Source organism: Candidatus Uabimicrobium amorphum, from assembly GCF_009002475.1.
Lineage (GTDB): Bacteria > Planctomycetota > Uabimicrobiia > Uabimicrobiales > Uabimicrobiaceae > Uabimicrobium > Uabimicrobium amorphum.
On the sequence record NZ_AP019860.1, the window covers coordinates 8,573,525 to 8,595,283 of the forward strand.

Here is a 21,759-nt window from a genome sequence, read left to right on the forward strand (position 1 = left end):
ACTGTCATAGAGTGAAAAGGGAAAAAAGCGCCGTATTGCGGCGCTTTTAATCCTTAGGTTTTATAACTAAACAGTTTATGGCTACTTATCGCCAAAATGTTTATCTAAACCACGAACAGCTGCCAAATAACCATATTTAAACATCTTTCGTGCTCGTTCTCCTGAGATTGGGCCAACAAAAGTTTTATTTACGATATTTTCTACAAAATCGGAGGCAAATCCACCTGTCGGATCATCGATCCCACTAAATAGATCGCAAGCATGAGCCCAAACTTCCATATCACGAAGTGTATTTTTTATCGCAAGTTTATGATCTGTTTTATCCTCTTGATTTACACGGTGCCCAGAATAAGAGTATTTAGCGGCAAGTGAACCGCGATACATGTGGAGAGTATCAATTGTACTTACCTCTAACTCTGTTTCTAAAACAATATCTACTACACTATTTACCGCATCAGCAGCCTCTGGAGAAAGTCCAGATTCCTGGAGCAATTTTTCAGAGCTCTTTCTAAAACTTTCCTTAAGCCCATCTGTATGGGAAGGAAGGTTTTTAATCTTAGAGTAAGCTTCATGAACCTGATTCAATATTTGTGATCTTGCATCTTTGACATTTGTTGTGGAGAGATGAAGACCATTTTCTGAAACAGCACACATATAACCTGTTTTTACGTCGAAAGAAAAGAATGCGATCTCTTTATCAAAGCCTGATGAAATCATACGTTCCGGCACAGCAATACATCGTGCATCTGCCATATGATGTAAAATATGCCTACGTACTTCTTTTGATATTTTCAAATTGTTGACCTTGGTTTTTTCCTTTGGCATAAGCCAGGCAATTTTTATGCGTTTTCTTGGAATCGATATTTTTACAGTTTCGAGACCAGGAGACGAAAGATCGACCATCACCTTACCATAGTTTTCACCATTGCAAGTGACTTGCATTTGGACTTTGCCATACACCTTATTAGGAGCAGGTGGTAATAGGAAAGTGCCATCAACGGCTGTCGTTGCGGTGATCCCTGTACCAGACATCTTTATCTCCGCATTTTTTATCCCTACACCTTTACTATCCGTAAGTTTACACTTTAAGGTTGTGGAAATGTATTCCGCTCTATCGAAGTTAATCAAAGGTAGATGGGGATTATCTAAAATGATAATGTCAGCATTTTTTGCTTTCGCAATCAACACCGGAAATTTGGTATTTTTTCCATTTACCTTTATAGCGATAGTTTTTGTTCCCTTGAGTGTGACTTCATTCATAGTTTTTTGCGAATTTTTGGTATATTTTGCGCGCTTATTCTCTTTGAGATTTTTGTACATTGGACCAGGAATAATGAGGCTTACTTTGTCGTTATAGATTCTATGTTCGTTATACCAATAAGAACAAAAATCTATCGCCTCTTTTCTCGCTTTTTCTGTAATAACGAGTGATCCTGGAATCGAAATTCTAGAACCCCAAACTTTAAATTCTACAGAAAGTTTTTTGTCTGTTTCCTTGAATTTAAAAATTCCTTGCCCCCCTGTTTTTTTGTTGTGCATTTTGTATATGGTACCGGGAACAAAAATTTTTGTTTTACCAATATTCATTGCTGTCTCAAGAAGATAATCAGGAGGAGTAATCTCATCTAAATCAGCGGCCAATAAAGCATTTTCAATCATAAGAGCTGCTTGGTTGACTTGCCCCATCGTGGCGAATAATTTTCCCTCCTTGACAGGAATGTCTTGGCCATCGTTTTTGAGAATCTGTAGTAGCTCTTTATTGAGTTTATCGCCTGTAATTAGCCAGTGATTATTTGTTGTTCTTGAAACCTTTATTTGTGAAAGTGTTTTATTGTCACCTAAGCGATGAGATTTAAAATCAATAAATCCTTCTTGTTGATTATTTTTAGCAAAATGAGTAAGCGCTTCATGTATAGTTTTTAAACGAATAGCAGGACGGTTGGGAAAATCATCTCGAATGCGCGTGAAAATATCAAAAGCGGATGTCACTGGTCTCCCTGTCCACTCTTTCAAAAATGCATGTTCGGCACCAGATTCATAAAACGACCTCATTAGCTCTGCTTTGTAAGCGTTTATTGATTTCTCGGACGTAAAACAAGCTTTATTTAAACGCAAATCCAAAGAATATGCTGGTCCTCCCCATTTTTTAGGTATCGCATATTTTGAAAGAAAAATGATTTTAGGTTGAACAAAGGTTGCCCTTACCTTTTCCTCTTTTTCAATTTTTTCTGTTATACGATCAGAAACGTTTACGTATTCAAGAATAGCTTTGTAGTGTTTATATGTCTCTGTTTTTTCCATACCAGCCGCTTTTTGCCGCATACACTCTTTCTCTAGCACATAATTTGAAATGCGGCAGGGAAGAACAACAAAATCATGGCGATCTCCTTTTAGAGGAATACATGGACCAACATTATTGGTGGCATTCCAAAGTTCTCTTCGAACCTCAATGGATTTGCCATTTGGTTGGGATATAGTAAATATAATTTCTTCCCCTATGGAGCCAATCGTCGAAAATTCTGTTGTATACTCCTTTTCTGCTCGAATGGTGATCGCTGTTTTTCCACACAGTGGTACTTTAACAGAATGGATATTCCCCACAAAACGTCCTATATGACCAGTGAACACTTCCGTATCTTTATTTCCTTTGCCAGTAGGAAGTAAAAGCCTATGGACAATTTTCATTTTATATTTTTTTACATTCGTATTACTTTGTGATTTGTCCTTTGGGTTTTGTTTCTCACTGTACGCAAGAAGTTTTTCTTCTAATGCGTTTTTTTCCTCTTTTGATCCTGCCCCATCCCATAATGTTCCCAGAGCCCCTTTTACATCACCATTGTAGGAAAGGGTGATTATATCTTTGTTTATAAATTCTTTGATTTTTTCAGCATCAAAAGAGAGTTCATTGGCCTTTGTTTTAAAATAATCAAAATCTGATTTTTGTTTTTCTTTTTCCTGAGAATCACACTTCAAAAAAAACAATAAAAATATAGAGATTATGACGACAACTGTTCCCATTATTTTGATTTTCATTTTACAACCTCTCTCATCCATGAAATGTTACAATTTTGAGTGATGCTATCTATAGTTTCATGGGCAAATTTTGTTCCAAGTTGACATACACAATGAAATAAAATTGGTAGTCTTATCTTACAATAGACGTCGTTTATCACTTGATAATTTAAGTTGTAAATGGGAGGCGAGAACAGCATTACAAATCTTGTATTGCAAGCACTCAATAAAATAAATTCAAATTTATGATGTGCTGCGGTTTGAAGATAAAACACTATGAATTGTTAGGATTGTTGTAAATATCACATAGAAAGGCGATTAACAGTATTAAACAATATGATTTTGTTTAACATTGTTAGATTCAGCTGAATTGTAGCGAAAAACCATCGTCATCTCTACACAGTAAAGAATAATCAGAGCTGCTATGAATAACTACTGCGAATATTTTTCCAATGATAGACACCTCCATGCAAAACAAACAAAGTCCACCGACCTATAAATTTAAAATGTACTAAAATTGCATGGTAAGTGTCAGCAACAACAAACTTTCCGACGTAATTTTCAATTTAGAACCTCAATAAAAACAACCATCTTTTCCTTTGTGTCAAGAAATGCAACAATATCTTTTATTTTTATGGGATCAGAGTATTGAAACTCTAAATCATAACTCTGATGAGTTTTATAGTTGAGTATTTCAATCCGTAAACTTCTACAGTTTACAACTAAATTTTTTGTTGCGTACATGATATCATCATAGGACTCAAAAATAAGACTTTCATTTATGAAGACTTGTTCGTTTGTTTTGAGGTCGGTGACAAAAAAATTGTCTTTTATACCAACACTAAACATCGTAATAATTTTATCGTTTTGAATGTCAAAATTCATTGTTTCTCCTGGAATAGCTAAGTAGTTAATGCCTTCGAAGGGCATTCCGTTTGTTCTAAGTACGGACGAAGCGGTTGCTATACCAAGTGATATATAAAAATACTCTTTATGAAATTGAATGTTAGTTGGTCGAAATACTTTAATTTCATGAGAACTAAGATCACTATCTTGCACAAAGAAAGCGATGTCCTTTACTGCGTCAGTTAGCCCAATAATAAATCCCCCCTCCACTTTTCCCTTTGCAATATTTATCATTGGGGTTCCCCAACTAGAGTAGAGAGGTATTGTGTTTCCCTGTACTAAATCCACAGCGTATAAAAAAGCGTAGCTGTCGCTTTTATCCAAGAAATAAAGATGTTTTTCTGCGACAAGTATCTGGTAATAACTTCCGGAATCTAAATACGTCCGAATAGAATTGAAATAGGAAAAGTCTCTATGATAAACATCAAATTGCAATGTGGTTTCATCTGTAGTAATAGCGTCAATGATATATTGATCACTCACAACCAACTTACCGCGAAAGCTATTTTCCTGTGTGCGTATCATCTTTTTGCTTTCAATTTCAATCCAGTATAGTTTGTCTGCGGATACGGCTAAAATAGTTGTTTCATCCCACTTGATAATCTGTTGAATGTCTATACCTATTTTCGTTAAAAGTATTTCATCCATTTTTTGTACTTCAGAGATAACCCAAGTAAACGATAGTAGTAGTAAGCATATAAATTTCATCATGATCCATCCTAAATAATTTTTATCGGGCAAGGTAAAAACACATGGTGTATCGTAAAGCACATACCATGCCAAACATGCCACAAAAGCCTTAAGGCTTTTATTTTCAACACCTTAAAAAACCCACTCTAAAACCCAAAACCAAATAGCTGTTCTAGAATAGAACAACTGTTCCAAAATAGAACGTCGCAAAATAGCGGCAAAAAACCCCTTGTCTTGTTGTCAAAACTCTTGCTATCATAAGTCTTAAAAAAAACTACTTGATGTAGAACACTTTACATTGGTCATTATTTGTAATAGAAATTAAGCGGGTATTGTTATGAAAGAAAATAATTGTGGTAGTTTGTCGTTATTGTACTCAAATTCAAAAGTTACTTTTGATTTACTACAATCCACGACAAAAAATCAAAAAATGCGCGATGTATTAGACAAAGCCTGTGCTTTATCAAAACTACCTGACCCGCTTCTCATTATGGGCGAAACGGGTGTGGGAAAGAACATCCTGGCCCAAGCGATCCACAATACCAAAAAGCGCAAAGCTTTTTTTGAAGTCACTTGTTCTGGAATAGCGGAGAATTTATTTGAAAGTGAAATATTTGGGCACGAAAAAGGAGCTTTCACTGGTGCAAATACTCGTAGGGAAGGTTTGGCGCTGGCCGCAAATGGTGGAACTTTGTTTTTGGATGAAATCGGCGAGATTTCATTGCAACTACAAGCCAAATTATTACGCCTTATTGAGCAGAAAAAATTCTATCCTGTGGGGAGTGACCAAGCCGTTTCTAGTGATATTCATATTATTTGTGCGACAAATAAACAACTCGAAGAGCTTCGCGACCCAAAAATTTTTCGCAGCGATTTGTTTTATCGCATGCCACTTGTCGTAGAAGTGCCTCCTCTTAGAGAACGCCAAGAAGACCTACTACACCTTATTGGCCTTTTCTTTAACCGTTACAGTCAAGAAATCCAAAGAGACTTTGTCATGTCCGAAGATGTTATCCAAATTTTACACCGTTATTCTTGGCCAGGAAATATTCGCGAATTAAAATTTGCCATAAAAATGGCCCTTTACTCTGCCATAAAGGACAAAGAGATTAAAATGGAGCATCTACCAGCATGGATCCAAGCTCCTGCGTCTTCGGGGCAAATCATGAGCTTAAAGCAGGTGGAGCAAAAACATATAAAACATGTTTTAGATCTAACGCGTGGAGACAAAACACAGGCGGCGAAAATCCTTGGTATTGGTCGCAATACTTTATACCGCAAACTACAAGAAAATGGTATCGAAAGCGTAGAAGATGAATCTTAGATGTAATCTTTGCAACGAAATATATTCCTTTCATTGCGAAACATGCCCCAAGTGTAGCCAAAAGCTATTTGGTGAACTCGCGCGAGACATGAATTACCTAACGGATCAACAACTACAACTCGCTATTCATCAACACCAACAAAAGCGCCAACCTCTTGGCTCACTGCTTGTGGAACTCAATCTTCTTACCTGGGAACAAGTGACCACTATCTTGGCAAAGCAAAAAAAAATAGTCGTCAAATGCGACAGTTGTCGCATTGTTTTTAACGTACACAAAGAACAAATAAACTCGAACTGTGCAGAGTGCAACGAACCTTTGCGAGCGGCCACACAATTTCTACCTTACAAACTTGCGCCTTTTTGTCCCAAAGAATCTAAGAATCTCCCCTTGGTGAGCAACACACCAAAAAATATTTTTGGGCATTATGAAATCTATCACGAAATTGGTCGCGGAGGTATGGGGAGAGTTTACAAAACATGGGACCAGAAACTGCGTTGCGTGGTTGCGGTAAAAAAAGTGGAAAATATATCGATTGACCGCCGCAGATTTTTACGTGAAGTGCAAACAATTGCCCAACTCAACCATCCAAACATTGTTCGTTTACTGGGGTTTGGAGAGGAACCGGCCTACTACATTGCCATGAGCTATGTGCAAGGGAAAACCCTCGACAAGTTCATCAAAGAACATCCCTCATTTTTAGATATGATCAAAATTTTTCAAAAGCTAGCTGAAGCTCTTGATTACGCGCATAAACGCGGTGTTATCCATCGCGACATTAAGCCAGATAATATCGTCATCACCCCCGAACAACAGCCCATCATTATGGATTTCGGTATCGCAAAAGCCGTGGACGACACCTTAAAAATATCACACACAGGCTGTATTGTCGGAACACCTTCTTACATGTCGCCGCAACAAGCAAGAGGAGAAGCCGTTACACACTCCACAGACATATATTCTTTAGGAGCTTCCTTTTACGAAGTTCTTACCGGTTGTTGTCCCTTTCAAGGTGAACATCCACATAAAATCATGTTAGACTTACAAGAAAAAGAACCTATTCTTCCCACGCAAATTCGCGCCGATATCCCCAAAGAACTAGAGGCAATATGCTTAAAATGCCTCGACAAAAAAATAGAAAAAAGATACCAATATGCACGACATATTGCTGTGGATTTACAAAATTATATAGAAAATCGTCCCATTTCAGCGCGTAAAATGACCGAGGTACAAAAATGGATAAAAAACATTGTTCGCAATAAAGTAAAGTATGCTGTCGTTACCTGTTTGGTATTTTTTGCGGTACTTACAATTGGTTACTTTTTGCATATAACCTCTGAACACAATAAACAATTGCAATACGAAAGAAATGCTGCGGTGAAAAATGCGCAGATGACTTTTGCTTTCTTACAAAAAGTATATTGGAAATACGAACTGCTGCGCAAAGACAAAAATCTTGTTCGTAGTTTAAAAAACTTATTTGGTGAGCTTGAACGACAAAATGCATTGTCTTTAACTGACGAGAAATCGCAAGAAATTCTATGGTTGTACGCGATCGTTTACAGTTTGAGTGACAATAAACACGAAAGGAGTAAAGGTTTCGAAGCATATTCTCACTTTTTGAGTAAATTTCCCACAGATGCACGCGCTTATGCTAGTCGGGGTATCATTCATCTACGTCATAAAGATTTCGACAAAGCAATTAGCGATTTCACCAAAGCGATCTCTCTACAAAACAAGTTGTCCGTTGCTTACTATAATCGCGGTTTTGCTTATATCCGTGTCAAACAGTATCTCAAAGCCATCGCCGATTTATCGGCGACTTTGAAAATAGAGAAAGAGGCAAATTCAAAGATAAATCACCATGATTTTGACCGTAATAATATTTACTTCAACAGAGGATTGGCTTTTTTCCATACGAAATCTTACCAAAAGGCGTTGAAAGATTTCGATGCTGTGATAAAAAATAGACCGCAAAATATGCAAGCTTATTTGTACAGAGCACAAATATTAGAAAATATTTATGACTACAAAAACGCAATAGAAGATTACTCTTTTTTGATTAAAGTAAATTACGAAACAAAACTTGTGTATCATCGGCGTGCGGAACTTTACTGGAAACTTCAAGATGTCAGGTGGAAGGAAGATCTCCTCAAGCTAATTTCCATCTCTGGTAAGAAAGAAAAATATTTGTTTTGGGGAGATTACTATCACTATCAAAAACAGTTTGCGAAAGCAATATCCCACTACAAACAATATACAACGTATTTTCCCCGAAAAGAAACAGGCTATGTCTCCATCGCAACGGCATTGATTCAACAGCAAAAATTCCAACTAGCCATTTCTTATCTAAAAAAAGCAATGCCCTTAACACAAAACAATTTCGATGTGTATGCGCGCATTGGTTCATGTTACTGCGTTTTACAAAAATACGACCAAGGAATGAGGTATTTAAAAAAGGCGATCGAAATAAGTCCTTATCGTGTTGGTCCATATCTTGATTTAGGTAATTGTTATTGGATAAAGGGAGATTCAAAAAAAGCGTTACAATGCTGGGAAAACGCAGCAAAAATGCCTTCTCCTCAACAGAATTTTATCAAGAAAAAAATCCTTCAAATACAGGCCGCCATTAAAGAAGGAAATAAAAAATAAACATGTATCAATTCAAAACCATACCGATTCGTAAGCCTATATCCAACTGTATTTGAGGGAACGGGCGGACGCTAGGTCCGCCCCTACATTTCCACCGCGGTTTATATCATTTATTTCACCGGCGTACAAAGAAGGTCACCACATATGTCAATATCATATTGACAATCGACAAAATGGCCGCAAACATCAAATGCGAAAGGAGAGGCTGGCTCCATGTTCTCATCGTATGCATTTGTTCTCTACTTAGGAGAAATTGTGTGTAGTGGGAAATGATGGCGATGAAGGCAATCATGATAAGCACTAGAAAAATACCTGGCCACGCGCCTTTTAAGTCAGAGGAACTTGGTGCCATGTGCGACGCAATCGACAAACATATGTATAAATAAAGCCAAAACTGCCAACGTTGCATATTTTCTTTGGTGAAGAGTTCATGGATAAACGTCGAAAAGTTATGGGAGAATTCTTCCCAAAATATGGAGAACTTCGCTTCCATAATGTTGGAAAACGAAGACAATTGCCATTCGATCGCAAACTCAGGAAACATCCAATAACTCAGCATTAATAACGCGGTAATTCCTGTTACAAAAGGTGCCAGTCCCACAAACAGAGTTCCTATTCTCTGGTACAGACTTTTGCTGTTGTAGGAATATTTTACGTACCCAAGTGTTCCCGTTTGCCGATCGGGAGAAAACAATTTTACTTCATTGATTTTATAACCAAAAACAATGCAAAAAATAACATGACCGATCTCATGAAGTGGCGTACCGATTATTCCGGTTAACAATACCGCATTCCATCCCAGTTTATTCGTCAATCTTCGCGTTGTCCATACTTCTAATTTATACAAAATAAAGAGTAGCAACGCTATTCCACCAAATACGGCAAAAAGCTGTTGTAAAATTTCCATTTCTTAGGCTTCCCAAAAAAAAGTTTTTTCGTCTTCGCCATGTAGGAGCAAATACTCTTCGGCAAAATCAAGGGACTCTTCCGCGTATATATCTGCAACTGAGGTGACCAATTGTGCACCGCCAGAAACGTCTTTTTCACATGCCCACACAAAAGAATCCACGACTTTATACAAATGTTTTTGTTGATAGTGGTATTGGGCCAGTATTTTTTCTTTTTCACTAAATTCCCACCAGCCGTCATGTTGTTTTATTTTCATTGTTTTTTATGCCCACGACAGTACAATAATTATAGTCTACTAATTGTAGTATGATGGAGAAATGAATTCTCCATCATTATAACAGAACAGGATAGAAAGAACACCTCAATTGACACGGCAATGAGTATTATTTGAATAATATTTTGCAGGAAAAGATGGTGAATACCAATGACAAAATTCGTATAAAATTTTCAGAGTAATGGGAGCTAACGTGTCGGACAATACCAATCAAAAATTTTTGCAATATTGTTTGCAAAAAAAAATCCTAAATACGCAACAAGTGCAAATGATCATGAAGCACATTTCCAACGCAGGTATAAATAGACCTTTATGGGAAACCATAGGCGAAAAGTTACAATGGGATACCACAAAAGTACAAAATGTATACGAAAGTTTTTTGACGACAACCATTGACCTACCTGCCGAGAATACAATGCAGTATGTTGCCTTTTTGGCTGTCATAAAGAAACTGTTCATCCAAGGAATTGTCACTTTGGATGAAGTAAACGTTGTGCTACAAAACTGTACAACCATGCCTGTGGCCAAACAAATGATTGAATTGTTATCCGAGCGAAAGATCTTGTCGGTCGAACAATGCATGAACATTCGCGATTACTTAAAAAATACATCTGCACAAGAACAAACACAATTTGTAAAACAAGCGCCTATTTTAGAATTGCAAAATAAAAGAATCGTAAAAAAGACCGATTTCAAAATTGCGCACTATGAAATTTTAAAAGAATTAGGCCGCGGTGGTATGGGAGTGGTTTATCTAGCACGTGATACGAATTTGTCACGCATCGTTGCGTTAAAAGTTTTGTCGGCAATGAACAACGAACGTGAAACGCAACGCTTTATGCGCGAAGCAAAACTTGCCGCATCGCTCAGTCACCCCAATATTGTTTCTGTTTACGAAGTGGGAAATGCAGGAAAAATTTGCTATTTCACCATGGAGTATGTCGAAGGTATGTCCCTGAGTGAGTACGTGCGTAAATTTCAATTGAATCCTGAGCAAATTATGAAGTTATTGTTGCCCATTGTCGCCTCGGTGAGTTTTGCGCACAGCAAGAATATTATCCACCGCGATATTAAACCGAGTAACATTATCGTTGACAGCAATCACACTCCGTACTTGATGGATTTTGGATTGGCAAAGCATGTACGCACCGGAAACGATTTGACAATGACCGGAGCGCGGATTGGTACACCGGCATATATGCCTCCGGAGCAAATTGACGATATTAAAAATACCGGAAAACCTGCCGATGTTTACAGTCTGGGGGTTGTTCTCTATGAGATGATCACCGGAAGAACTCCTTTTACCGCCAATAGCGTACAAGCTATTTTTGTCGCTATTTTAACCCACGAAGCCCTCGCTCCTAAAAAGTTAATCAAAGATTTACCCAGTGATATCAATACGATTTGTATGCGTTGTTTGCAAAAAAAACCCAAAAAGCGCTACACAAACGCCAAAGCACTAGAGCTTGATATAGAACGCTACCTGAACGGGGACAACATTAAAGCAAAACCTGTGGGGCCGATCACCAAAACGCAACAAATGATCATGCGTAACAAAATTTTTTCTGCGGCGATTTGTGGCTTATTCGTTGCCGTGGTTCTACTCATATACCAATTCTTTTTAGCTCCCGGAGTCATCCATTTAAAAACGGTGATACGAGATGCACAACAAAATTTACAACCCATACGTTGCAATATAACTGTTGATAACAAAATGCATTTTCAGAGTAATCGCCCTATACACATTGCCAATGGTTACCACAAAGTTCTCTTATCCGCCCCTCACTACGAAGCGCAAGAGTTTATTGTTCGCATATTACCGAACCAAGAGGTCTCTTTAGAAAAAGAGTTACAACCACAAACAGGTATTATCAATATTCATTCCAGTTTGTCGAGTTTAAGTGTTCATTTATATAACCTAGACAACGACCAACACTCCGTTTTCGTGGCGCCTATTCACAAACTAAAGATAAAAACCGGCCGTTACAAAGTGATTGCCCGTAAGAAAAATCACTTTTCTGAGCAACACAATATTACAGTGCAGGCGAACGAAGAAACAAATTTACACATTGAGTTGACCGCGATGGAAATATGGAATATCAAACTATTCCAAGAGCCACAAGCGGACACCATGGTTCTTGTGGATAGCAATCGCGATGGAAATAGTGAAGTGGTGTATACGGCAAGAAACGGTGGCGTTTTGAGCCTTGACCTTGAACAGCAAAAACGTTTGTGGGAAATACCAGGAGACACGACTTTTTCTTCCGGCAAAATGGAGCAACACGACATCAATGCAGATGGAGCCGCCGATATCATCTATAGCCACCACTATCATTTTAAAGTAATAGATGGCAAGACGCATACACTGTTGTTCGAACGACTAAACTGGTGGGGATATCACTTTCTACTTCACGATGTAGACGGTGACTCTCATAAAGAAATCATCACATTTTCCACCTACCGCGGTATCAAGTGCCATGATATACGCCGTAAACGTACCGTATGGGAAATCCCGTACAACAACCCTAGTATCAAGAATACCGTACAAAAAATATCGCACGACAAAGCTCTGTTTGTCGCCAATACACCGAATAAGAACAATTCCCTTATGTTACTCTACTTGTCATCAGGCAAGATAGTCCCCTGGAACCAAGGTCAAAGTAAAAATATACCGCTGATTTCCGCGCACAAACCATTAGGAATGGTGGCGGTACATATCCCACAACACGGTATGGAGATCTTTGACACCGCGAGTGGCAAATTAAAATGGTCGTGGAACGATGATTCTCCACATATGACGCCTCCGGTATGGACCGATCTCGACGAAGACTCTCGACCAGAAATACTGATATTATTTGATAGCCTACATTGTTTTGATGTAAAGACAAAGCGCCTACTGTGGAAAAAAAAGTTCCCGCCACAATCAAAAATTTTCACCACAGATCTCGACTTCGACGGCCTACATGAAGTAGTTCTATACAACAATCAAGATGTATGGATACTAAATCACAAAGGAGAAGACATCAGTCATTTTGAAGTGGCTGGTCTAAAACAATGCCGTACTATAGATATAGATCACGACGGTTTTCAGGAGATTATTTGTTTATCAGCCACCAATTTATATTGTTACCGGTATCAGAATCATCCTAGTGTACGTACAGTTACCCGCAAATCCTTTCGTAATGTCGTCGGCTCTCAAGACTTAACAAATGACAATGTTATTGAGTTGTTGGCATCCACATCCCAAGGAGATCTACACTGTATTGACGGTAAAAATGGTAACACTTTGTGGCAAGTTAACATCAACAATGAATATTTACATGTAAATGTCGTTGGTGACAGAATCGTTGTTTTAAGCAATCGCGACATTGTTTTTTTAGACCTCTACGGCAAAGAACAAAAACGTATTGTTGCCGCGGAACGTCTCACAACAAGTATCGCTCCTATATTTTATGATGTTGACAACGATGGCAACGAAGAAATCATTGTTGTCTCTCCACGCAATGGTTATATATATTGCTATAAGGAACAAGGTGCTCTACTATGGCGCGCCAAAGTAGATCGCATATTTGCCGCTCCACTTTTTGCCGATATCGACGGAGATCAAAAACCTGAGTTAGTGATGATAAACGGCATGCAAATGCAAAACAATGACAGCTATGTCGTTTGTTTCGATGCACAAACGGGGCAGGCGAAATGGAAAACCACCGTGATACAACACGCCGAATCATCAGATTTAACCCTCACCGACATCAATGGCGATGGGCAAAAAGAAATTATTGTTGGTGGAGTTGCAGGTACACTACACTGTTTGAGCGGTAGCGGGCGTATGGTATGGAGCAAACGCTATGCTTCTTCAGGGCTTCTTGCCCCCTATTTACTAGATGACTTTGACGGTGATGGCAACAAAGAAATTGTCGCAAGAACAAAAGATTATAAGTTATTATGTGTCGACATTCGTCAAGGAGAACTCAAATGGATACAACACGACATTTATGGCGGAATAATAACTTACGTGAACGACTACAATAACGACGGAGTACGCGATATCGTATGTTCTTCACCATATCATAGCTATGTGGTCACCAGTGGAGACGACGGACGACTTCTAGGATACAGTAACGCGCTGGGAATTATAAAAAACAGACTGATATCGCGCGACAAAAATGATTGTGATATCTTCTTTATCAATACAGTTGGTCATATCGTAAGGATTCAAAAATGGCGCGCGTATGTAGAAAGAGGTTTACAATTACCACAATATCCATTCAATGAAGCCGACAATGTAAATAAAGAACTTCACTTAAATATGTTGTTGCGTTTACAAAACCATACCGCTCTAAAGAAAAGAGCTTTTACATATCAGCAACAAACAAGTCGCTTTTCTTTTCACTGTGCCATGTCTTATTTCGTAAACAAAGAGTGGGAAAAAGCGCAAAGGTACTTGCAGAGATTTATCAACAATAACCCAAACCATTTCACCGCCAAATTTGCCTTAATGTTATGTGATTGGAATACTCAAAAAACGAAGAAAGCACGGCAGAGTATGGTGGCACTTCTACAAGAGTCCATCGTTGACTTCGAAAACGCATGGCAGCGTTTTGATTATTTGCTAAACGATGCGACGATCGATTCGATCATGAAAATTCTCCCCGCCGCAGTAAAAAAAGCGCAACGTGAAGAGCATTTGTATCGGGCCTATCGCCACCATAAGTTTATGCAACATCCCGAAGAAATAGATCGGTGGATGAAACTCATTGCCAAATACAGTTCACAAAAGCATCGCAGTTATACAAAAATCGCGGACACTTATCGCCAAAAAGTATTGGCCGCTGCCGCAGCAAAAACATCAGCAATTTACACATACCACGACGCCATTCGCGAAATAAATCGCGGTTTGGTTTACCTTTACGACGATCAGGTGTTGCTACAAGCTTTAGGGGCGTACTGGTTACAAATAGATAGAATAAAGGCCCATGACTATTTTGACAGGATACTGCGCAATAACCCTCAGGATATCAAGGCGCAGTATTTCAAAGGTATTTGTATGTACGAGAAGCGCCAATACTCTCGTGCAACAAAACTCATTAAAGCGAGTCTCAGCCAGCCATTAGAGAGTGCACAAAAATTGGTCTATGCTCTATGTTTAATTGCTACAGATAATCATCAACAAGCCATGCAAAATCTACAAACATTGAAAGTTCGCGCCAACACTTTGGAAGACCATCTACGCAAAGTTTTGATTCTCATTGTTCAAAAACAGAATAAAAATGCGCAAATATATCTACAACAAATAGCGGCGTATGTGGGTTGGAGTCGTTCATATACACTACAATGGCTTGCACAACAAATTAAAACAAATAACATGTAGGAGAGGTAAAGTGAAGTACATTGTCGTTACCGGTGCCTCCACCGGGATAGGTAAGAATTTGTGTCAGCACTTAATTGCCGAAGGGTATTTTGTCTTTGGCAGTGTACGCCGTGCGCAAGATGCAGAAAAACTAAGCGAAGAATTTCCACAGCGCTTTTCACCACTCGTATTTGACGTGACAAACCGCGAAGATGTCGAAAAAGCGGTCAAGGAAGTGCAAAACATTGTAGGCGACAACGGTCTTTTTTGCTTAATCAACAACGCAGGAATTGCCATTCCCGGACCACTTATGCACATCCCTGTGGACGAATTTCGTCGTCAATTTGACGTAAACGTCTTTGGCGTTTTAGATGTGACACAAGCTTTTCTTCCCCTGCTAGGAGCAGAACTCCCGCAAAAATTTCCACCGGGAAAAATCATCAATGTCAGTTCGGTAGGCGGCAAGCTATTTAACCCATTTATCGGGGCCTACAATTCTTCCAAACATGCCTTGGAGTGTATGTCCGATGTCTTGCGTATTGAGCTAAATATTTATGGCATTCATGTCGTCATCATCGAACCCGGAGCCATCAAAACCCCCATATGGGAAAAATCCAGTGGTTACGATTTAAGTATCTACGACAACACACACTATGCGCAAAACATCAACTCTTTCCAAAAACTAGTCGACAAAATCGTCGCTGGTGCCTTAGAACCGGACTACATAAGCCGTAAAGTCGTTAAAATTCTACGTAAGAAAAAGCCCAAAGCACGTTACGCCTTACCAGACCGTCCAATCAGTGGTTGGATTATTCCCAGACTTCTACCAACACGTGTGCTGGACAAAGCAATGATCAAATTTGTCGGTTTGCAAAAGCGCGAAAAGTAGTGACTCGTATTTCGTGGCTCATGGCTCATGGCTCGTGGCTCGTGGCTCATGGCTCATGGCTCGTGGCTCGTGGCTCATGGCTCGTGGCTCGTGGCTCATGGCTCGTGGCTCGTGGGTTCGTATTTAGTAGAAGTGCATCCAACTGTATTTGAGCGAAAGGGCGGACACTAGGTCCGCCCCTACAACGCACTTTGTTAAAGGTAGATTATTTTAAATACGATACCTATTTTTTCTGTCCAAAACCTGGCGGCATTTTGATTGTCACACTACCCGTGGGTGTATACACTTCCGTTTCCTCAAAACCAAACGCCTCGGTCACCTTTGCCTCAAATAACTCCTGGGTGGTTTTTTGCGGCTGCCTTTCCATGGCGTACTCAATAAAACGTCCTGGTATCTTGAGATGTAAATCAAAAGGCGAAGACATTGGTTTTTCTAAATGTCGCGGCACATCCGCAATAATCTTCGTATACCACTTGGGCAATTCCTCAATACCAGTAAAATCCTGCGAAATTTTTGCCCCTAAAGTGGCTTTCCTTATATCAACTTCCCACATAGAAATATTGCGTACGGTATTGGCGGCGAGAATTTTTCCATCTTTATGCCAACGCAATGCATACACCGGCGAATCCGCTTGCAATTTTGCAATTTTCTTTTGGCTGAATACATCCCATAAATAGATCGTTTTCTCAAAACCTCCCGTAGCAATGACACGACTATCGGGTCTCCACGCCAAGGTATTAAAATTCGTCCCATCCAGCACCAACTTCCCCATCATTTGGTATTTTGTCATATCCCAAATACGCACAAAGCCACTATTTTTTGCCCGAGAACTCAAGAATTTGCCATTGGGACTCCACACCGCACCTCCGCCCACGGGATTTTTATGCCCGCGCAGCGTGGTGATTTTTTGCCAGTCTTTTTTGCGCCACACATCTATTTCATTGCCCTGGGTTGTCATAAAGCGTTCACCATCACTACTCCAATGTATACCACTGGCTTGTATTGTTTTTATTTTTGTTTGGCGTTGCCAATCCCAAAAGTGAACTTTCGAGGCCAGAGAAGCGAGTATTTTACCATCAGGACTCCACACCGCAGCAAGGACTTTACTTTGATGTGGCAAGGTACTTATGGACGACGGTGAGCCCATACGCCACAAACGAACTGTTTTGTCATACGAAGACGAAGCGAGAATCGTGTCTTGCGGATTCCACTCTAAAAAAACAGGCAAATCACTGTGTCCCACAAATTTCGCCACTTGTTTTCCACTTTTCGTGGTGATGTATATATTGTTATTCACCGAATGTAATACTTGCGTACCGCTGTTATTCCAAGAGATCGTATTAATAGTTCCCTCTTCTTGTGCCGGTATTTTCTCTAAAGATTTAGGCGTCGCGACATCCCAAATCACAACTTTTTCTGCGGAATATGAGGCAAACGCTCCCCCATCCCCGCTCCATTCACCATGAGCTATTTTTTTGTGGCCGGTAAAGGTCGAAATCTGTTGCTGCTCTCTGACATCCCACAAACGTATGACGGTATCGAAAGATGATGTCGCTAAAAAACGGTCGTCAGGGCTCCATTTCGCCGCGACGAACGCATGCTTATTTGGACTGCGAAGAAGTGCAATTTGTCCTTTGCCACTAGCATCCCATATGCGAATAGTTTTGTCGCGGGCAATCGTCGCGACATATTGGCTATTGTTGCTCCACTGAGCACCTGTCGTGGTGTATTTTGCGTGCCCACTGAGATTTCTCTTTTGTCCACTTTGTACGTTCCACAATGTCGTCACATCCTCGTAGAAATAACATAGGAGAAACTTGCCATTGGGACTCAACGACAAAAAATTGATCGCCGATTTATAACTTTTTCCGTTCCCCATCACTGGAATCTCACGATGTGTGGCATTTTTTAGGGTTTTTATTTTCTTTTTCGTGCGAATGTTCCATATGTCGATATCTTTTTCGTTTTGCCTCAGAACTGCGGCGTATTTACGATTGCGACTCATCTCTGCTTTGGCGACTTGTGTCAGGGGTAGCAAAACTTTTTTTGCCCCGCTAAAAATATCTAAGGCAGTAAGTGGTTCTAAAGATGTAATGATATGTTTGCTGCTATACCACTTGTAAAATGCGGCACCAGGGTGAGACTTCGCGATGGCGCGTTTGGCGATGTCCCAAACGCGTATCATGTTTGTGGAAATCGCGAGCAAAAATTTCCCATCTCCCGACCACTCAATAGAGTTGATGCGCCCTTGCTGCGTGAGTAGCGCGATTTGTTGATTGCTATCGATATTCCAAATAAAAATGCGACTGATACTGTTACTGGAAGAAAAAAAAGCGAGTGTCTTGTGGTCGGGGTGCCACGTAGTTTTTCCCATCCATGCCTCTTTGTCTTGTGGAAAAACTTTGCGAATCAGTGGATAACGGTGCATCGCCGCTTGCACCAAAGCCTTGCCTTTTTCCCTCTCACGCGCCACCTCTTCTTTGGGCATGTTCTTGATCACCTCCAACCCCATGCCCGCGAAAACACCGCACTCGCGCCAATTACCCTTTTCATATGCCTCTTCTGCTTTTACCAACACAATTTTCGAAAGGCGAACGGCATTTGCCTTGGCGTCTTTTTCTGCCTTTTGCCTTGCGGTAATCGCTTCACCACGCGCTTGTTGCGCTTTCTCTCTTTGGTCCTCGGCGATTGTCTTTTGCTCTTCGGCTTTTTGCCGCGCCTCAACAGCAATACGCCATTGCCAAACAGAAATAGCACTCCCGACGAGTACACTCAACAAAACAGCGCTGGCTGCCATAAATACACTACGGTGGCGGCGCGCTAGTTTTTGCAAACGCGTCCATGTGGTAGGCGGTTTGGCAATGATCGGACGATGTTCGAGGAAGTTACTGAGGTCTTTTGCCAACATCGCGGCGCTTTTATAGCGTTTTTTGGGATCTTTTTCCAAACACTTTAAGATAATCGCCTCTAACTCCACAGAAGCCTCTGGATTCAGGGAACGAGGATGTATCGGTTCATCGTTCCATACTTGCTGGATGATATTGATATAAGTAACGCCTTCAAAAGGAGCACGCCCCGTAATCGCTTGGTACAAAGTTGCTCCTAGAGAATAAACATCCGCACGACGATTGACTTTTTTATCCCCGCGCGCTTGTTCCGGAGACATATACGCCGGGGTTCCCACAACGTCCCCGGTCTTGGATATATTGTCCTGTGAACCCACCACTTTTGCCAAACCAAAGTCCATAATTTTTGGCTGTAAATCTTCACTGATCATAATATTGGCTGGCTTTATATCGCGATGGATAATTCCCTTGCCATGTGCATAATGCACCGCATCAACCACTTTTCGCATAATGTCGACAATTTGCGATGTTTCCACCTCAGTCATTTTTAAAAACTCTTTGAGAGAAGACCCCGCAACTAAGTCCATGGTGAAATAAGGTGTTTTCTCAAAAACGCCGATGTCATGAACGCGAACGATATTAGGGTGATCAAGAGCGGCAGTGGCTTTGGCTTCTTTAATAAAACGACTTATTTGCTCCTCGCTGTCTGTTTCGGCGATAAGCGTTTTTAGTGCCACGGTCCGATCCAATTGTAGATCGTGCACTTTGTAAACCGTTCCCATTCCACCTTGTCCGAGTTTACAGATCACCTCATAACGGTTTCCCAAAATTTTGCGTGAATTGCCATGGGAGTGTTGTGGGGCATTTGCACCTGACTTTGTGGAACGTGGTGGGGCTTGAGTGTCTTGTTTTACCCCAGATACTTCACGTAACTGACGTAACATATTTTTGGCAAGATCATGGTCAGGAGAAATCGTTAATATCGCCTCTAGGTCTTGTTGTACTTCTGCCATTTTATTTAAGCGACTTCTCGCAAAAGCAAGATAATAACGAACATTCACATCCTGAGGATACGTCGATAGATATTGTAGAGCACATTTTTCGACTTCTGTCCATTGTTGTTGCTGTAACAAACGATAAATGTGTTGCTGCATTTGTTGTACGCTACTCATTTCATTCGCCTTATGAGAAGTTTTTATATGGTTTTTTGGTAAACTATAAAGAGTGGTCACAAGTTGTTCATGTCTGCGAAAACATAAAAAAATTTACAAAAAAGTGATGTAAATTACAATAAATAACTACAAGTACACCAAACAAAACACATAAAGATAATGAAAGTTTATGCATTGTTGTTATAATAGAATATACAAATTTATAAAAATACAAACCATTGCAAATCTCTACAGAAGGGGCTATTGTGGATTGCGTTGATTGCCAGTATCAATATATAAAAACAACAAGTTGTGGATGCGAAGTTGAGCATGAGTATGCGCAGCTATATCCAGAAAACTACAAAAATCAAGTTCATATTCTTCATTCTACCTTCGCACTTAGTATGCTACATGCATTTTGTAATGAAAAAGTCGCTTACGGCCAAGCTCAGAGTTTTTTACCGTCTTTATACAACTCACTGTTATTCGCAGCGACAAGTACTCTTCCAGTAACGACACAATGCACGGCAACGAGAATGCACGTCTATGAAAAAGAGCGTGGATTTAATAGTAGCTCTACATTGCAAAACAGCAATGCTGTTGTCGTGTCGGTATTACGTGCGGGAAATATACCAGCGATGATCATTAGTGACACCCTTGCGCTTTCACCCAACGTAGGCGTATACAATGATTATGTTGTTGCAGAACGCGTTACACAGCAAGACGGTGCGATTAGTGGAACAGCAATAAGCGGTTGCAAACTGAGTTCCAAAGAAATGACCCAAGACGAACAAAGGCGTATTCTGATCATTCCTGAACCAATGGGCGCTACCGCGAGCACGACGGATGCCATTCTCTCTTTTTATCAGGAAAAATACCAACAGCAGGGTGGCTTGGAGTTTTTCGATGAAATTTGGGGATTGTATTTAATTGTCACGCCAGAATTCATTACCAACATGGCCGCCAAATGGCCACAGACAAAAATCTTCAGCCATCGCTTGGATCGCGGACTTTCGACAAAAGAAATTTTAGCGACAAAACTAGGAAGCCATGTTCAACAGGAAAAAGGATTAACCGCCAACGGTTACATAGTACCTGGTGCCGGGGATGTCGGCAATTTGCTAAGCCTGAAACAAATATAACGTTTAACATTTATCTTCTTTTAACAACATACATTGTAGGGGCGGACCTTGTGTCCGCCCGTTCCCACAAACTACGTTAGGCCTCTCTTCGGAAAACCAAAATAACTTGTCGTACTTTGTAATATGTATCCAATTTTTGTTGCCACTGCGCATCATGGACTTTTTGAAAACGCAATGCTTCAAGAAGCTTTAACGAAGGAGTATTGTCATAACGAACATTCACATAAAACTCCGAAATGTTTCTTTGTCGTCCTTCTAATATAGCTTCTTTCGTAGCATATCGACCAATGCCACGACACCTCAGTCGGGGAAGTACTTTAATTCCGCCCAACCAATGACCACCAATGCCGAAATGTTGCCATTGTTCACCAAGCCACACAACTGCAGCTAGTTGATCGTGCAAATATACTCCCAGACAAAAACCGTCAATATCTTCTAGTGAATGCGAGTAACGTTTGCGCGTATCCACAGTATTCTCTTCGCCAAAGAAACATAGCAAATCCTCGACATCATGCGAACACATAACTTTGCTGATTAGCTCTTTCTCTCCCAGAGAACCGTAAAAAAAACGCTTTCCGATGAGTACATATCTGTGTAAGTGCGTAATCATTTTTTT

11 protein-coding genes are annotated in these 21,759 nt (G+C 40.1%); 5 read left to right on the forward strand and 6 right to left on the reverse strand.

The annotated features are described in order from the left end of the window. Positions 1-81 precede the first annotated feature (81 nt). Positions 82-3,033: a hypothetical protein gene (locus tag UABAM_RS30160; protein ID WP_151971702.1), complete on the reverse strand. Its 2,952-nt coding sequence runs from the start codon at positions 3,031-3,033 to the stop codon at positions 82-84. 540 nt (positions 3,034-3,573) lie between these two features. Further along, positions 3,574-4,629, reverse strand: a complete 1,056-nt coding sequence (locus UABAM_RS30165) for a hypothetical protein (RefSeq protein ID WP_151971703.1) — start codon at positions 4,627-4,629, stop codon at positions 3,574-3,576. Positions 4,630-4,945: 316 nt separating this feature from the next. On the opposite strand from UABAM_RS30165, the gene UABAM_RS30170 reads away from it, so the two are divergent. Both UABAM_RS30170 and UABAM_RS30175 read left to right on the forward strand, forming a co-directional pair. Next, complete coding sequence (locus tag UABAM_RS30170; RefSeq protein ID WP_151971704.1) at positions 4,946-5,932, forward strand: sigma 54-interacting transcriptional regulator; 987 nt, start codon at positions 4,946-4,948, stop codon at positions 5,930-5,932. After that, positions 5,922-8,582: a serine/threonine-protein kinase gene (locus UABAM_RS30175; protein WP_151971705.1), complete on the forward strand. Its 2,661-nt coding sequence runs from the start codon at positions 5,922-5,924 to the stop codon at positions 8,580-8,582. Before UABAM_RS30170 ends, UABAM_RS30175 begins: the two co-directional genes overlap by 11 nt. A 115-nt stretch (positions 8,583-8,697) precedes the next feature. Here the strand turns inward: UABAM_RS30175 and UABAM_RS30180 are convergent, their stop codons facing one another. Beyond that, on the reverse strand, positions 8,698-9,489 hold the full coding sequence (locus UABAM_RS30180) for a metalloprotease family protein (RefSeq protein WP_151971706.1): 792 nt from the start codon (positions 9,487-9,489) through the stop codon (positions 8,698-8,700). A 3-nt stretch (positions 9,490-9,492) separates the two neighbouring features. Further along, the gene (locus UABAM_RS30185) at positions 9,493-9,747 is read right to left on the reverse strand and encodes a hypothetical protein (RefSeq protein ID WP_151971707.1); all 255 of its coding nucleotides are present in this window, start codon (positions 9,745-9,747) and stop codon (positions 9,493-9,495) included. A 211-nt stretch (positions 9,748-9,958) separates the two neighbouring features. Between UABAM_RS30185 and UABAM_RS30190 the strand changes: the two genes are divergently transcribed. Both UABAM_RS30190 and UABAM_RS30195 read left to right on the forward strand, forming a co-directional pair. Next, positions 9,959-15,136 (forward strand): serine/threonine protein kinase, encoded by a 5,178-nt coding sequence (locus tag UABAM_RS30190; protein ID WP_173013660.1) that lies wholly within the window; start codon positions 9,959-9,961, stop codon positions 15,134-15,136. A 10-nt stretch (positions 15,137-15,146) separates the two neighbouring features. After that, positions 15,147-16,004, forward strand: a complete 858-nt coding sequence (locus tag UABAM_RS30195; RefSeq protein ID WP_151971709.1) for an SDR family oxidoreductase — start codon at positions 15,147-15,149, stop codon at positions 16,002-16,004. A gap of 223 nt (positions 16,005-16,227) precedes the next feature. Here the strand turns inward: UABAM_RS30195 and UABAM_RS30200 are convergent, their stop codons facing one another. Further along, on the reverse strand, positions 16,228-20,022 hold the full coding sequence (locus UABAM_RS30200) for a protein kinase domain-containing protein (RefSeq protein ID WP_151971710.1): 3,795 nt from the start codon (positions 20,020-20,022) through the stop codon (positions 16,228-16,230). Between the two features lie 245 nt (positions 20,023-20,267). Here UABAM_RS30200 and UABAM_RS30205 point away from each other — a divergent pair, with 245 nt between their 5' ends. After that, a complete protein-coding gene (locus UABAM_RS30205) occupies positions 20,268-21,143 on the forward strand; it encodes a uracil phosphoribosyltransferase (protein ID WP_151971711.1) in 876 nt (291 codons plus the stop codon). Positions 21,144-21,219: 76 nt separating this feature from the next. Here UABAM_RS30205 and UABAM_RS30210 read toward each other — a convergent pair whose 3' ends face one another. Further along, a complete protein-coding gene (locus UABAM_RS30210) occupies positions 21,220-21,753 on the reverse strand; it encodes a GNAT family N-acetyltransferase (protein WP_173013661.1) in 534 nt (177 codons plus the stop codon). Positions 21,754-21,759 lie beyond the last annotated feature (6 nt).

Bases quoted from the DNA above. Each gene is read 5' to 3' on its own strand.
- UABAM_RS30160 (WP_151971702.1), bottom strand. From the start codon at position 3,033: ATGAAAATCAAAATAATGGGAACAGTTGTCGTCATAATCTCTATATTT.
- UABAM_RS30165 (WP_151971703.1), bottom strand. From the start codon at position 4,629: ATGATGAAATTTATATGCTTACTACTACTATCGTTTACTTGGGTTATC.
- UABAM_RS30170 (WP_151971704.1), top strand. From the start codon at position 4,946: ATGAAAGAAAATAATTGTGGTAGTTTGTCGTTATTGTACTCAAATTCA.
- UABAM_RS30175 (WP_151971705.1), top strand. From the start codon at position 5,922: ATGAATCTTAGATGTAATCTTTGCAACGAAATATATTCCTTTCATTGC.
- UABAM_RS30180 (WP_151971706.1), bottom strand. From the start codon at position 9,489: ATGGAAATTTTACAACAGCTTTTTGCCGTATTTGGTGGAATAGCGTTG.
- UABAM_RS30185 (WP_151971707.1), bottom strand. From the start codon at position 9,747: ATGAAAATAAAACAACATGACGGCTGGTGGGAATTTAGTGAAAAAGAA.
- UABAM_RS30200 (WP_151971710.1), bottom strand. From the start codon at position 20,022: ATGAGTAGCGTACAACAAATGCAGCAACACATTTATCGTTTGTTACAG.
- UABAM_RS30210 (WP_173013661.1), bottom strand. From the start codon at position 21,753: ATGATTACGCACTTACACAGATATGTACTCATCGGAAAGCGTTTTTTT.